Annotated in this window: 12 protein-coding genes; 2 read left to right on the top strand and 10 right to left on the bottom strand. The window is 48.0% G+C overall.

Annotation, left to right across the window (positions count from 1 at the left end):
- Positions 1–103: 103 nt before the first annotated feature.
- Positions 104–1,999 carry a PrkA family serine protein kinase gene (locus tag E0496_RS15960; protein WP_141502783.1) on the bottom strand — a complete coding sequence of 632 codons (1,896 nt, stop codon included), beginning with the start codon at positions 1,997–1,999 and terminating at the stop codon, positions 104–106.
- A 241-nt stretch (positions 2,000–2,240) separates the two neighbouring features.
- Between E0496_RS15960 and E0496_RS15955 the strand changes: the two genes are divergently transcribed.
- The gene (locus E0496_RS15955; RefSeq protein WP_141502782.1) at positions 2,241–2,966 is read left to right on the top strand and encodes a DUF2161 family putative PD-(D/E)XK-type phosphodiesterase; all 726 of its coding nucleotides are present in this window, start codon (positions 2,241–2,243) and stop codon (positions 2,964–2,966) included.
- Here the strand turns inward: E0496_RS15955 and E0496_RS15950 are convergent.
- The 3 genes from E0496_RS15950 to trmL form a co-directional block, all read right to left on the bottom strand.
- Positions 2,950–4,146 (bottom strand): aminotransferase-like domain-containing protein, encoded by a 1,197-nt coding sequence (locus tag E0496_RS15950; protein WP_141502781.1) that lies wholly within the window; start codon positions 4,144–4,146, stop codon positions 2,950–2,952. The genes E0496_RS15955 and E0496_RS15950 overlap by 17 nt on opposite strands.
- 431 nt (positions 4,147–4,577) lie before the next feature.
- The gene (locus E0496_RS15945) at positions 4,578–4,826 is read right to left on the bottom strand and encodes an AbrB/MazE/SpoVT family DNA-binding domain-containing protein (protein ID WP_139996462.1); all 249 of its coding nucleotides are present in this window, start codon (positions 4,824–4,826) and stop codon (positions 4,578–4,580) included.
- Between the two features lie 178 nt (positions 4,827–5,004).
- Positions 5,005–5,469: a tRNA (uridine(34)/cytosine(34)/5-carboxymethylaminomethyluridine(34)-2'-O)-methyltransferase TrmL gene (gene trmL / locus E0496_RS15940; RefSeq protein ID WP_139996461.1), complete on the bottom strand. Its 465-nt coding sequence runs from the start codon at positions 5,467–5,469 to the stop codon at positions 5,005–5,007.
- A 150-nt stretch (positions 5,470–5,619) separates the two neighbouring features.
- Between trmL and E0496_RS15935 the strand changes: the two genes are divergently transcribed.
- Positions 5,620–6,342: a response regulator transcription factor gene (locus tag E0496_RS15935; RefSeq protein WP_141502780.1), complete on the top strand. Its 723-nt coding sequence runs from the start codon at positions 5,620–5,622 to the stop codon at positions 6,340–6,342.
- 127 nt (positions 6,343–6,469) lie between these two features.
- Here the strand turns inward: E0496_RS15935 and serC are convergent, their stop codons facing one another.
- The 6 genes from serC to E0496_RS15905 form a co-directional block, all read right to left on the bottom strand.
- A complete protein-coding gene (serC, locus tag E0496_RS15930) occupies positions 6,470–7,555 on the bottom strand; it encodes a 3-phosphoserine/phosphohydroxythreonine transaminase (protein WP_141502779.1) in 1,086 nt (361 codons plus the stop codon).
- A gap of 314 nt (positions 7,556–7,869) precedes the next feature.
- Entirely contained in the window at positions 7,870–9,294 is a 1,425-nt protein-coding gene (glnA, locus tag E0496_RS15925) for a type I glutamate--ammonia ligase (RefSeq protein ID WP_141502778.1), read from the bottom strand.
- Between the two features lie 329 nt (positions 9,295–9,623).
- Positions 9,624–10,685 (bottom strand): 3-deoxy-7-phosphoheptulonate synthase, encoded by a 1,062-nt coding sequence (aroF, locus tag E0496_RS15920; RefSeq protein ID WP_139996457.1) that lies wholly within the window; start codon positions 10,683–10,685, stop codon positions 9,624–9,626.
- A 316-nt stretch (positions 10,686–11,001) separates the two neighbouring features.
- Positions 11,002–11,988: a 4-hydroxy-3-methylbut-2-enyl diphosphate reductase gene (locus E0496_RS15915; RefSeq protein ID WP_141502777.1), complete on the bottom strand. Its 987-nt coding sequence runs from the start codon at positions 11,986–11,988 to the stop codon at positions 11,002–11,004.
- Between the two features lie 37 nt (positions 11,989–12,025).
- Entirely contained in the window at positions 12,026–13,552 is a 1,527-nt protein-coding gene (locus E0496_RS15910) for a sensor histidine kinase (protein ID WP_141502776.1), read from the bottom strand.
- Positions 13,553–13,556: 4 nt separating this feature from the next.
- Positions 13,557–14,249 (bottom strand): response regulator transcription factor, encoded by a 693-nt coding sequence (locus E0496_RS15905; RefSeq protein ID WP_139996454.1) that lies wholly within the window; start codon positions 14,247–14,249, stop codon positions 13,557–13,559.
- Between the last annotated feature and the right edge of the window lie 83 nt (positions 14,250–14,332).

Below are 14,332 nucleotides of genomic sequence, written 5' to 3'. Positions count from 1 at the left end.
ACAAATCAGTATGGTCCTGATAAATTTATTTTAAACCTGGGAGCATTACAGAAAAGCCGATAGACGATTGTCTATCAGCTTTTCCAATACCCAAGCCGGGAAATTAACGATTAAGCAGGCTGCCCACATAACGAAGCAGCTCGTTGGAGCAGACAGAGCAATATTTGTGATCGTCCATAAGCCGCTTTGTGACCTCATTGATCCGTTTCAATTGGCTCTCGTCCGGCGTCTTCGTAGAGGTCGTAATCTTCACGATATCCTTCAAGTCTGCGAACAGCTTCTTCTCAACGGCTTCACGCAGCCGCTCATGGCTCGTAAAATCAAATTTTTTCCCTTTGCGCGAGTACGACGATATGCGAATCAGAATTTCCTCGCGGAATGCTTTTTTCGCATTTTCAGATACGCCAATTTGCTCTTCAATCGAGCGCATGAGACGCTCATCCGGGTCCATCTCCTCGCCCGTCAGCGGATCTTTGATTTTAGCCCAATTGCAGTAGGATTCGATATTGTCCAAATAGTTTTCAAACAGCGTGCGGGCAGATTCCTCATATGAATAGACAAACGCCTTTTGAATTTCCTTCTTCGCTAATAAATCATATTCCTTGCGCGCAACCGAAATGAAATTTAAGTACCGCTCACGTTCTTCTTTCGTGATGGAAGGGTGGCTATCAAGTCCTTCCTTAAGTGCACGCAGTACGTCAAGCGCATTAATGCATTGTGTATCCTGCTTGATCAAGGCGCTAGAGATCCGGTTAATGACATAGCGGGGATCGATGCCCGTCATCCCTTCCTCTAGGTATTCATTTTGCATCTCCTTCAAGTCCGCTTCCTTGAAGCCCTCTATTTCTTCACCGTCGTACATCCGCATCTTCTTCACCAGATCCATGCCCTGCTTCTTCGTCTCCTTGAGCCTCGTAAGAATGGAGAAGATCGCCGCCGCCCGCAGTGCATGCGGAGCAATATGAATATGGCGCATGTCACTCTGTGCGATCAGCTTCTTGTAGATTTTCTCCTCATCAGATACTTTGAGGTTGTAGGGTACCGGCATTACGATCATTCTGGAATGAAGAGCTTCGTTTTTCTTATTGCTGATAAACGATTTGTACTCGGATTCATTCGTGTGAGCGATAATCAGCTCATCAGCGGATATTAAAGCGAATCTTCCGGCCTTAAAGTTGCCTTCCTGCGTCAATGAAAGCAGGTTCCACAGAAACTTCTCGTCACACTTCAGCATTTCCTGAAACTCCATCAACCCGCGGTTGGCTTTATTCAGCTCACCATCAAACCGATAGGCGCGTGGATCTGATTCAGAGCCGAATTCGGTAATCGTCGAGAAATCGATGCTGCCTGTCAAGTCGGCAATGTCCTGCGATTTAGGGTCAGATGGACTGAATGTACCAATCCCGACTCGATTATCCTCTGAAATAAATACGCGTTCCACGAGCACATTCTCAATATCGCCGGCATATTCCGTTTGCAGCCTCATTTGGCACGATGGGCACAGGTTGCCTTCAATTCGAACGCCAAGCTCCTTCTCAATATCAGAACGAAGCTCATGGGGAATGAGATGCGAGGGGTCCTCATGCATCGGGCAGCCTTTAATCGCATAAACGGCTCCTCGCTCCGTTCTGGAGAAACGCTCCAGCCCTTTTTTGAGCATCGTCACAATGGTTGACTTGCCCCCGCTGACGGGTCCCATCAATAGAAGAATCCGCTTGCGGACCTCAAGCCTGCGAGCCGATGAATGGAAATACTCTTCCACCAGCTTCTCAATCGCACGATCGAGCCCAAAGATCTCCTGGTCAAAAAATTTATACTGCTTTTGACCCCCAACGTCTTGCACCCCATGAGATTCAATCATTTCATAAACGCGTGAATGTGCTGTCATGGCCGGGGACGGGTCCTTCCTCAGCAATTCAATGTACTCCTTGAATGTTCCTGTCCAAGCAAGCTTCTCGCTCTCAGCCTGATACTCCGATATTCGCTTGAAAATGTCCATACCGTGCCTCCTCCCATCGCTTCCGCATTCCACTAATCATTCGACGCCCGGGATTTGTCTCTAGACGCTCTATCGAGTGGTGCCAACTTTTATTGAGATATAACAATCCTATGCTTATTCGGGAAGATAATTGCACACTATTTTTGTCCATCATCCATCAAATTACGACAAGCTTATGGAATCCTTTGCTATAATGGGAACAAAAGCATCGTAAAGCGGAAATGGGAAGGAGTAATCTGAAGTGGCAGTTGCGCGAGAAGAGGAGCTTTATCATCCAATCAAAAAATACTACGAGCAGCTCGGCTATACGGTAAAAAGCGAAGTTCTCCACTGTGATTTAGTGGCTATTCATCCCGAACAAGCCGATACCGTTATTGTAGAAATGAAAAAAACGTTCAACCTTGCCTTGCTGTTGCAAGGGGTTGAACGTCTCCGCATAAATAACCATGTCGTGCTTGCCGTGGAACGAAACCGTAAAAAAAGCGGCGCTCACAACCAACGGTTTGGCGATTTGACCGAGCTGTGCCGGATGCTGGGGCTTGGATTTATGACGGTTACGTTCTATAAAACCAAGCCGCCGGTCATCGAGCTGCTATGTCAGGCAGGTGATCCCCCTCAGCGCGGGGTCAGAAGGAAAAAACAGTCCCAGCTGCTTACCGAATTTAGGGAGCGCAGCGGTGACTACAACGTAGGCGGCAGCACCGGACGCAAGCTGGTTACCGCATACCGCGAGAAGGCTCTGCGCTGCGCTTATGTGCTTCACAACTACGGCCCACTTGCCCCGCGCGAAGTAGCAGCAATCACGGGCTACAGCCGCAGCGGCGAAACCATGCGCAACAATTATTACGGCTGGTTCGACCGCATTGGTCGGGGCAAATACAGCCTGCGCCCAGATGGGGCAGCTGCGCTTGCCCAATACGGGGATGTCATTGCCGATTGGACAGCCTCGCTTAGCTCCGCGCCGTAAACTCGCCCAGCGCTTCCACAAACCGTTTCACGCCCTGCTCTGTGCGCGCACCTGTATTATAGGTATAGTTCAATCTGGCGGTGTTTCGCTGCGGATGATCGCCGTAGAAGGAGCTTCCCGGTACGAAAGCCATGCCCTTCTGAACCGCACAGCGCAGCAGTGCCTCCGCATCAAGTCCATCCGGCAGCTCTAGCCACAGGAACATGCCTCCCTTAGGCTTCACCCACGTCACGTCTTGAAGCGCTTCGCGCTTCAACAGCTCATGCATCTCCACCATACGCTCTCCATAGGATTTGGATATAAGCCGGATATGGCTGTCCAAATCAAAGCCCTTCAGCAATTGGCTCAAAATTTGCTGATCGATTGCGCTGGAGTGAAGATCAGCGGCTTGCTTTGCTTTAGCTACCATCCCAATAACGGTGCTGTCCCCAATTGCCCAACCCGAACGCAGCGCAGGCGCAACCGTTTTGGAGAAGGTACTCGTATAGAATACGGCTCCGCCCTCAGCCTGACCCTCCAGGGAAAACAGCGTAGGGAATTGTTCACCCTCGTCAAATTTGATATCGCCATACGGATCATCCTCAATGATCGGCATATCATTTTGCTTGCAAAGCGCAAGAAGCTTCTTCCTGCGCTCCAGGCTCCATACGCGTCCGGTCGGATTCCCGAAGGTCGGCACCGCGTAAAGCAGCTTCGGCCGATGCTCGCGAATAAGCCGCTCTGCCTCTTCAGGAATAATGCCGTCTTCATCGCTCTCCGCAGCAACTACCTTTAGACCATGCAGAGCAAACACCTGCAGGCTGGCCAAATAGGTAGGCTTCTCGACTAAGATCGTATCGCCTGGCTCCGTAAGCACGCCCACGAGCAAATCGATCGCTTGCTGCGATCCCGTCGTTAGAATCATTTGGTCCGGATTCACAAGCATTTGCTTTGCGGCCATACGCTCGCATAACTGCTCCCGAAGCGGCAGGTAGCCTTCCGTAAGGCCATATTGCAGCGCCCCAGTCCCTGCCGTAAATGCGCGGTCTGCCGCTTCACGAATCGCTTGCACCGGAAAAAGTTCCTCTGCCGGGAGCCCTCCCGCAAACGAAATCATATCCTTTCCTTGTGTCAGCTTCAGAATATCCCTAACGGCTGACGATTTTAACTGTGATACTCTGGATGAAAAACGATAATTCATATTGTACGCTCCTCCTCGCGAGCTTATATGCCCGCTATGCTCATACTCTCTATGTTAACAATGTGTTCACAACTTTTAAAGTTTTCTTTTTTGCCGTCGTTGGTTATAATAAAGACAGCTTATTTGGAGGTGTCCCACAGATGAACTTTATTATTGTCATGACCGTGCTTGCATTGTTCATTACGGCGATGCTCACTAGCTCCTACAATGACGACAAGACGCAAGGCCTGTAAGCTCGCAGCCGCCAGCTTATGGTGAATGTATACGGCTGAATCCTGTCTTAGGCATTCGTCCGTATACCATTAACAGAAAGGAAGCATGGCCGTTGTCGCCTGCTTCCTACTATCATGAAACAAACGAAGCTTCCCGCCGAGCGCATTTGCTCATTTCGGGAAGCTTCATTTCGTTAAAATAGCAGGCCTTAGCGCTGACTAGCGCTGCAGCTCTGCCATTTCTTCCATACAAACGCCACATACATAACGATCCTTGAAATCACGTACCTCAACCATAGAGCCGCAAAACACGCATTTTGGACGGTAACGCTCCAAAATAATATGGTCACCTTGGACGAAAATTTCCACGGGATCGCCCTCGTTCATCAAATAACGTTTACGTAATGATTTTGGAAGTACAATACGGCCGAGTTGATCCACTTTCCTTACTACACCTGCTGGTTTCATCACTTTCACCTCTTCTGTGTCTGGTTTCGCAAGTCGTTTTTGAGAAACCTCTGCGTTATAGTGTTTCGATGGTACTTCCGCATTTCCTTCATTCATTCATAAATTCTTAATATCCTGCAATTAAATTTTTGTTTTCCGGCGATAAAATACCAATAAAAGTTAAAAAAATCATAAATTATCACTTTAGTCCCGGAAAATCATTTTGCCTGAGCGCCTCATAAATAACGATAGCCGCTGAATTGGATAAATTAAGTGATCGCACCGTATCGGTCATCGGCATTTTAATGCAGCTTTCCAAATTAGCGTCTATGAGCTCCTGAGGCAGCCCTTTCGTCTCTTTGCCGAACACGAAAAAGTCTCCGTCCTTATACTCGAATTGTGAATAAGAATGCCGGGCTTTCGTGCTGGCATAAAAAAAACGGCCTTCCGGATAGCTGGCAAGCACTTCTTCAAAAGAATCATGATACTCAATATGGACAGAATGCCAGTAATCGAGCCCAGCCCGCTTCAAGGTACGGTCATCCGTATCAAAGCCGAGCGGTCTTACTAAATGCAAAATTGTACCGGTTGCAGCACAGGTGCGCGAAATATTACCTGTGTTTGCCGGAATTTCCGGTTCCACCAAAACGATATGAAATGGCATGGCTTTCTATCTCACCTCTCATTTTGCCTATTATACACGAAAATAGCGAATATTTTTACACCCACTTTACGTACCGTTAATCTCAAGCATAATTTTCACCTTCATAATAGGAAACATAATAGGCGGAAACACATGAAGGAGAGCTGAACCATGCGGAAAAAGATTTTGGTCGTTGATGATGAGCCATCCATATCGATGCTGATAGAATTCAACTTAAAACTGGCAGGCTATGATGTTCGCTGCGTAGGTGACGGTGAAGCCGTATTCGACATGCTGAAACCTTTTCGCCCCGATTTAATCGTTCTTGACCTTATGCTTCCAAAAATGGATGGCATTCAAGTTTGCCGTGAGCTTCGCAAGCAAAGCAATGCTGTACCCATCGTTATGTTGACCGCTCTACAAGACGTTACCGATAAGATTGCTGGGCTAGATAACGGCGCAGATGACTATATGACGAAGCCCTTCAGCCCTCAGGAGCTTGTGTCACGCATTCAAGCCATATTCCGCCGTGTGCAGTCACTGCCCGGCAGTGCAGACGACACCGCCTTTGATATTGGCCGCCTGAACGTCAAGGTCGAGCAGCGGGAAGTATTCATTGACGGGAAGCCCGTCGAGCTCACGCCAAAGGAGTTTGAGCTGCTCTTGTTCCTCTGCCGTCACAAAGGGAAAGTGCTTAGCCGCCAACAGCTGCTGCACGGGGTATGGGATTATCACTTTCTTGGCGATACCCGAATCGTCGACGTTCATATTAGCCATTTGCGGGATAAAATTGAGAAAAACGCCCGGACACCGGAATATATTATGACCGTCCGTAATGTTGGCTATAAACTGAATGGTCCCCATATAGCTGAAAGCTCAGTCGCACAAGCATAATCGATCAAGTAAGACACCGCTCGAATACAGCACGCGAAAAACCGCCCTCCTTCTACTTTAGAAGGCAAGGGCGGTTTTTATTTGCAAACCACTTCGTTTATGGCAAGAAAACGAACAAAGCAATCATTTAACCGTTGCGTTTCTGGAAGTCCACCATAAATTGCTGAAGCGCTTGGCAGCTCTCAAGCGGCACGGCGTTGTAAGTCGAAGCTCTTAAGCCGCCAACATCGCGATGTCCCTTCAAACCGACAAAACCTTCCTTCTCCGATTCCTTAATGAACAGGTTCTCCAGCTCTTCCGTTTGAATACGGAACGTAATGTTCATCAGCGAGCGGCTTTGCGGCTGTGCGCAGCCGATGTAGAAACCGCTGCTTTGATCGATAGCATCGTAGATCAGCTTCGTTTTGTCGCGGTTGAATTGCTCTAGCTGAGCAACGCCACCCTTGTCTTTGATCCACTCGAGAACCAATTTCATCATATAAACCGAGAAAGATGGCGGTGTATTATAAAGCGATCCGCTCTTCGCATGCGTGCTGTAACGGAACATGGAAGGAATCGTTTTCGAACCGTTTTCGACAAGATCTTTACGAATGATGACCACCGTTACACCTGATGGTCCTAGGTTTTTCTGGGCGCCGGCATAAATCACGCCGAACTTGCTCACATCCACCGGTCTGCTTAAGATATCGCTCGACATATCGACAATAAGCGGCACGTCTCCGGTATCCGGGAACTCCTGGAATTGTGTTCCGCCGATCGTTTCATTCGATGTAAGATGAACGTATGAAGCATTGCTAGGCACTTGAATCTCAGACGATGTCGGCATACGCATAAACTTGTCAGCTTCGGTCGAAGCAGCGATTACGGTTTCACCAATAAGCTTGGCTTCCTTCAACGCCTTATCCGCCCACGCGCCTGTCATGACATAAGCGCCCGGCTTGCCAGGCTGCAAAAGATTCAATGGAAGCAAAGCGAATTGCGTACTTGCACCGCCTTGCAGCAAAAGCACATCATAATTGTCCGGCACTCCGAACAATTCGCGCAGCAAAGCTTGCGAATCATTATTTACCGCTTCATACAGTTTGCTGCGGTGAGACATTTCCATGATCGACATTCCTGCGCCCTGATAATCAACAAATTGCTCCTGGGCTTGCTTGAGCACCTCAAGCGGTATTGCGGCTGGTCCTGCATTAAAGTTAAATGCTCGTGTCATCTTGGATACCCACCTCTGTTTCTTTATATATGCTATGGTTATGATAGCAATTTTGAAGGTTCGCATCAAGTGTATTTCGCATACTTAACGACAAAAAGTCGAACGTATGTCTAAAAATTAACATTAAACATTCGGATTTCGTTCATCATTTGTTTACAATACCAAGCAAAAATGCCTTCAGCGTCCTTTAGACGCTGAAGTAGCTTTGACGGTGAAATATAAGCCCTTTGTAAGCTAACAATCTTATCCATTCTTATATTTGCAAAAGAAACGGGTCCCAAGGGACCCGTTTCTTTTATTTCTTAACGATCGGATTAGCAATCGTAGTAAAGGCTGAACTCGTGCGGATGAATGCGGATCGCAACAGCTTTCGCTTCTTGACGTTTGATCGCTACGTAGTTGTCGATGAAATCTTTCGTGAACACGCCGCTTTCTGTCAAGAAATCGGAATCTGCTTCAAGAGCGTTAAGCGCTTCGTCAAGCGTACCAGGTACACTGCGAATTTCTTTTTTCTCTTCTTCCGGCAATTCATAAATGTTTTTGTCGAAAGGACCATAGCCTAGAGCGACTGGATCAAGCTTGCGCTTAATTCCGTCAAGACCAGCAAGCAGCATCGCTGCGAATGCTAGGTAAGGGTTAGCTGTGTTATCCGGTGTACGGAACTCAATACGACAGCCCTTAGGTGTTACAGCTGCGATTGGAATACGGATCGCTGCCGAACGGTTACCTTTAGAGAATACAAGGTTAACTGGAGCTTCGTAACCAGGCACAAGACGTTTGAACGAGTTCGTGCTCGGGTTTGTGATCGCGATTAGAGCCGGTGCGTGGTAAAGCACGCCGCCAATGTAGTGCATTGCCATTTCGCTAAGGTTAGCATACGCGCCTTTATCGTAGAACAAAGGCTCGTCGCCATTAAAGATCGAAGTATGAACGTGCATACCGCTACCGTTGTCGCCGAAAAGCGGCTTAGGCATGAATGTTGCTGTTTTGCCGTATTGGCGAGCCGTGTTATGAATGATATATTTGAATTTCATCAGGTTGTCTGCTGTTTTAGTCAACGTATCGAAGCGGAAGTTGATTTCTGCTTGACCCGCTGTCGCTACTTCATGGTGATGACGCTCAACGCGAAGACCCGATTCTTGCAAAAGGCGAACCATTTCGCTGCGGATATCTTGTTGGGAATCAACAGGCGCTACTGGAACGTAACCGCCTTTTACCGGTATTTTGGAACCAAGGTTGCCGCCTTCTTCTTTGCGGTTCGTGTTCCAGCCTGCTTCTTCCGATTCAACAACATAGGAAGATGCATTCATGGAGCTTTCATAGCGAACTTCGTCGAAGATAAAGAATTCAGGCTCAGGCGCGAAAAATGCTGTCGTACCAACGCCAGTCGTTTGAAGAAACTCTTCAGCCTTCTGAGCGATGCTGCGCGGATCGCGGTCATAGCGTTCGCCTTCAGGTGTATGAATATTACACATAATGTTCAGTGTAGGGTGGTCTGTGAAAGGATCGATAAATACCGATTCTGTATCTGGAATCATAACCATATCGGAATTCTCGATACCACGGAAACCGTGGATGGAAGAACCGTCAAAAGCTACCCCGTTTACGAAAGTATCTGCGTCAACCTCAGCTGCTGGCAGCGTGATGTGGTGTGCATGACCTAGAAGATCCACGAAGCGGAAATCTACAAACATAATGCTGTTTTCTTTAATATTGTCCAATACGTTTTGAACTGACATTAATAATTTCCTCCATTTCCGAACATTAGCGTAGTGTTGAACAGGTATTGTTCAATTATTGCTCCAAATCCATGTCGTTATTATAAAACTAGCCTTCAATCTCCGTCAATAGCTATGTAAGGTATTTTTTGTAGCTATGTAAGCTATACTTACAAGTTTGAACAGTTGTTCACAATTCCGCCTATAAAGGAAGGGAGAAAACCCCGCAGCCCTTGCATATCTAAGCTTTAGCGGTTTTTTCCATGTAAGCTATTACATGGCCATGCTGCCAAATGAAAAAAAAGAGCCCAGCCATCTCTCGATGGCTGGGCTCTTTGATGTTAGCTTGATTAGATTTTCCACTCTTTGAAGGCTTCGGCTGGCGCTTTAGGCGTATCGAACTGTTTGCCAACGATTGGAGCAAGCTGTTCAAGGTCCTTCAGCAGGTTGGCGAATTGATCAGGGAACAACGATTGTACCCCGTCTCCTGTCATCGAGTTGTCCGGGTCCGTATGCATTTCAACGATCAAGCCGTTCGCACCGGCCGCTACCGATGCCTTGGACATCGGCTCAACCAGCTCGCGGCGTCCCGTGCCGTGGCTTGGATCGGATATGACTGGCAAATGGCTGAGCGACTGCAGTACAGGAATAGCTGACAAATCAAGCGTGTTGCGCGTGTACGTCTCAAACGTTCGGATTCCCCGCTCGCAAAGCATAACATTCGGGTTTCCGCCGGCAAGGATGTATTCCGCAGCATTTAGGAATTCATCATACGTAGAGCTGAATCCGCGTTTTAGCAAAACAGGCGTCTGGATCGTGCCCAGCTTGCGCAGCAAATCGAAGTTTTGCATGTTGCGAGTGCCAACCTGAAGAATATCCGCATATTCCGCACATACATCGACATACTCCGGCGTCATGACCTCCGTGATCGTCAGAAGCCCATGCTTCTTCCCTGCTTCCGCCATCATGACTAAACCTTCTACGCCTACACCTTGGAAGCTGTACGGCCCTGTGCGCGGTTTAAACGCGCCTCCGCGCAATACCTGGCCGCCAGCCGCTTTCACCAAGCGGGCAATCTCATCGATTTGCTCCGGTGTTTCAACCGCGCACGGGCCACCCATAATAACGAGGTTGCTTCCGCCGATCTTTACGCCTTTAATATCGATAACGGTATCGTCGGGATGGAAGTCACGGCTTGCAAGCTTATAGGATTTAGAAATTTTAATTACATTCTCAACGCCCTTCATCTGGCGCAAATGCTCTGCAAGCGTAGGCTCAGCTTGGCCAATGATTCCGATTACCGTACGGTCCGTGCCTTTGGATACATGGGCTTGAACGCCGGCTCTTTCGATATGGGCAACAATTTCATTAATCCGCTCATCAGCAATACTAGCATTCGTAATAACGATCATAGGGATCACTCCTAATAGTTTTTTGTAATGCCCTGCTTACTTCATAAGCATAGGCTTGTTTATGTGATGCAAGGCTTATTCATGTAGTGCAAGGCTTGAATTTCAAGCATCCGTCCACGCTTTCATTCGCGCTTCAACGCTTATACGCTTTATAGCTTTCATGCTTCGTAGCTTTTATGCTTTTAATCACTAAAGTAAATATACAAGAAGAGACGTATCTCGTCAACCCATTTGCCAAAAAAAAAGGGAAAACATATTCCGCATGATTCTACTCTCATGCAAACCTACATTTTCCCCTCCTACGACTCATCCTCAATTATTCCGGTTTCACTGCTGTTGCAGTAGCGGAATCCGTGCTTACCGACTTGACCCGAACATTCGGAAGCAGCTTATTCATATTCACCGTGCGACGGATTTCCCAAGTATCAGGATTGTTGTGGTCATATTGCTCCAAATAGGTAATGACCTCTTTCGTCAGCGGTGTTGGTGTCGAAGCACCGGATGTTACGGCTACCCGATCGACTCCTTTTAGCCACTCCTGCTCAATTTCTGATACATCGGAAACACGATAAGCTCTCACGCCAGCAATTTCCTCAGAAACCTGGGCAAGCCTGTTCGAGTTGTTGCTGCGTGGATCGCCGACAACGATACAGAGCTGAGCTTCGCCAGCCTGCTCAGCGACGGCCTCTTGGCGAACCTGTGTCGCAAGGCAAATCTCGTTATGCACCTCTGCTGTCGGATAGCGTTCTTGCAGTTGGCTAATAATATGCCGAATATCCCATTGCGACATCGTCGTTTGGTTTGTAATCAAAATTTTCCCTTCCGGGATGCTAAGCGAAGCAATCTCCTCTTCACGTTCAATCAAATGAACCTGCTCTGGCGCAACGCCGATTGCACCCTCTGGTTCCGGATGGCCCTTCTTGCCAATATAAATAATATGATAGCCTTCCGCTGATTTGGCGCGGATCAAATCATGGGTTCTTGTTACGTCCGGACATGTAGCGTCAACCACTGACAAGCCCTTCTCACGAGCGCGCTCACGCACCTCAGGGGATACGCCATGAGCCGTGAAAATAACGGTACCTTGCTCTATTTGATCCAAAATATCAAGACGGTTGGCGCCATCAAGCGTAATTACGCCTTCCTTCTCGAAAGCCTCCGTGACGTGGGCATTATGAACAATCATGCCTAATATATAGATAGGGCGGGGCAGCTCCAGGTTTTTGACCGTCTGCAAAGCCAGCACCATCGCATCGACGACGCCATAGCAATAGCCACGCGGTGATATTCTAACGATTTCCATTCCTTGCACCTGCTTTCTGACCGGATATGCGTCATAATCATAGTTCCTTCATTTCATCCGTTGCTACTATTATAGACGAATGAGACGCGTCAGAAAAGGTTATTGGCAGCCAGATCGTAAACTTCGTCCCATGCCCCTCACGCGTGGTCACTTCTACAGAGCCTTGATGCTCATCAATAATCCATTTGGCAATCGATAATCCAAGCCCGGTTCCCACGGTCACGCCTCTGGATTCGTCCGCACGGTAAAACCGATCGAAGATATGCGGAATTTCCTCGGGATTCATCCCGATTCCGGTATCCTCCACAACGAAGCCGATCTGATTTCCCTTCCGGATCGCACTAAGCTCGATCGAACCCTCTTGCGTATACTTAAAGGCATTCTCAATAAAAATAAACAACAGCTGCTGCAAATAATTGTGGTTGGCATTAACGCGAACTTCTTCTAGCGCCGACAGATCGCCAACGTTCCAAGCAGCCGTACGGGGAAGCAGATGCGCTCTACGGACTACCTCTTCCGTAAGCGGAAGAAGATCAAGCGGCGTTTTCTCCATCGTATAGCCCGCATCGGCTCTCGCAAGCGCTAGCAAATCATTGACCAGCGTGCTCATGCGCGTTGCTTCAGCCGAAATATCGCTCATCGATTCTTTGGACATTTCCCAGCGATCCAGATCGAGCGGCAGCCATTCCCCCGTGCTGGAGTTCTCATTGGTCTCCCTCACCTTCGTCCACATCCGCTCCAGCAGCTCAATATTGCCGCGAATGGTCGTGAGCGGCGTCCGCAGCTCATGCGAGGCATCGGATACGAATCGGCGCTGCGCTTTGTAAGCCTCATCCAGCTCGTTATAAGCCATCTCTAGCCGGGCCAGCATGACGTTAAGCGTACTGACAAGCCTGCCAATTTCATCCTTCGGTCCCATCGCCGGAATCCGTACGCTGAGGTCAGCACCATTCTCGATTTGCTCGGTAGAGCGAATCACGCGCTCAATCGGACGAAGCGCTTGGCGCGCAATAAAGAGGCCTACGGTGAAGGCGATCAAGACAACAATAATAGATGAAAAAGTAAGTATCGTTTGAACACCATGCAAAAATTTCTCTTCATTATACGGAATAGCACCTACTTGAAGAAGGCCTACTAATGTTCCGTTATTCAAATAGAGTGGACGTTGATGAACAAGCATATTATATTTTTTTTTATTAATTTCCACTTGTAATTTGATAATACCTTTTTCAGGATTTGTTGATGCTTCCGCATAAGGAAGCACTAAGTCCAGTTCCCTCAAATTGTATGATTGCTTGATAGCACCTTCTCTATAATTAACAATTTGAATATACATATCTTTTTCTTCAATTCTTGATTGTCTGCTATCCAGATCAAGATCAAGTTGATCCAAAAAATTTGTTCCGCCCGTGACTACAATATTACGATCCTGTACTTTAAGCTGTTCCTTTAAATCTGTGTACGTATTCCAATTGATAAATAAATAAATCGTCACGCCAAACACCAATAAAGTAACCGCAAGCAAGCCCGAATACCAAAGCGTTAGCCTAAGCCGAATAGACATATGCTTAACCTGCCTCTCCGCGAAGCACGTAGCCGGTGCCGCGAACCGTCTGGATAAGCCGATTTTTGCCTCCGTCCTCTACCTTTTGGCGCAGCATCGCGATGTAGACCTCAAGCACGTTAGATTCCCCGCTGAAGTCATAGCCCCAAATTTTTTCCATGATCGCATCGCGCGTAAGCACGCGGCGAGGATTTTGCATAAACAGGAGCAGCAAGTCATACTCCTTAGACGTCAGTTCGATCCGGCGTCCGGATCGTATAGCTTCACGGGCATCCATATCAAGGATCAAATCCTCGTACAGCAGCTGATTGCTTGATTGCTCAATCTTATCCGATTTGCGGCGCAGCAATGCGCGCGCTCTGGCAAGCAGCTCCTCCAACGCAAATGGCTTCACAAGATAGTCATCAGCGCCAAGGTCAAGGCCTTTCACCCGGTCGATGACATCATCCTTCGCCGTGAGCATCATGATCGGAACCGTGCTGCCGCTCTCGCGAACGCGCCTGCACACTTCCCAGCCGTCCACCTGCGGCATCATCACATCAAGGATAAGTAAATCGGGCTCTGTCTTAAGGAGCACCTTAAGCCCCTCCATGCCATTGGATGCTGTCGTTACCTCATAGCCCTCAAAAGCCAGGCTTCTTCTTAATAATGAAATAATTTTATCATCGTCATCTACCACTACAATATGCTGTCTCATCTGCTTGTCCCCCTCGATTTGCAACAAAAAACGCAGAGCCTGCTGTCTCTCTGCGTTTTTTTCATACTGGTCTTACTAATGGT

Source organism: Paenibacillus luteus, assembly GCF_006542765.1.
Lineage (GTDB): Bacteria > Bacillota > Bacilli > Paenibacillales > Paenibacillaceae > Pristimantibacillus > Pristimantibacillus luteus.
This window is presented reverse-complemented; position numbering and strand designations above follow the sequence as displayed.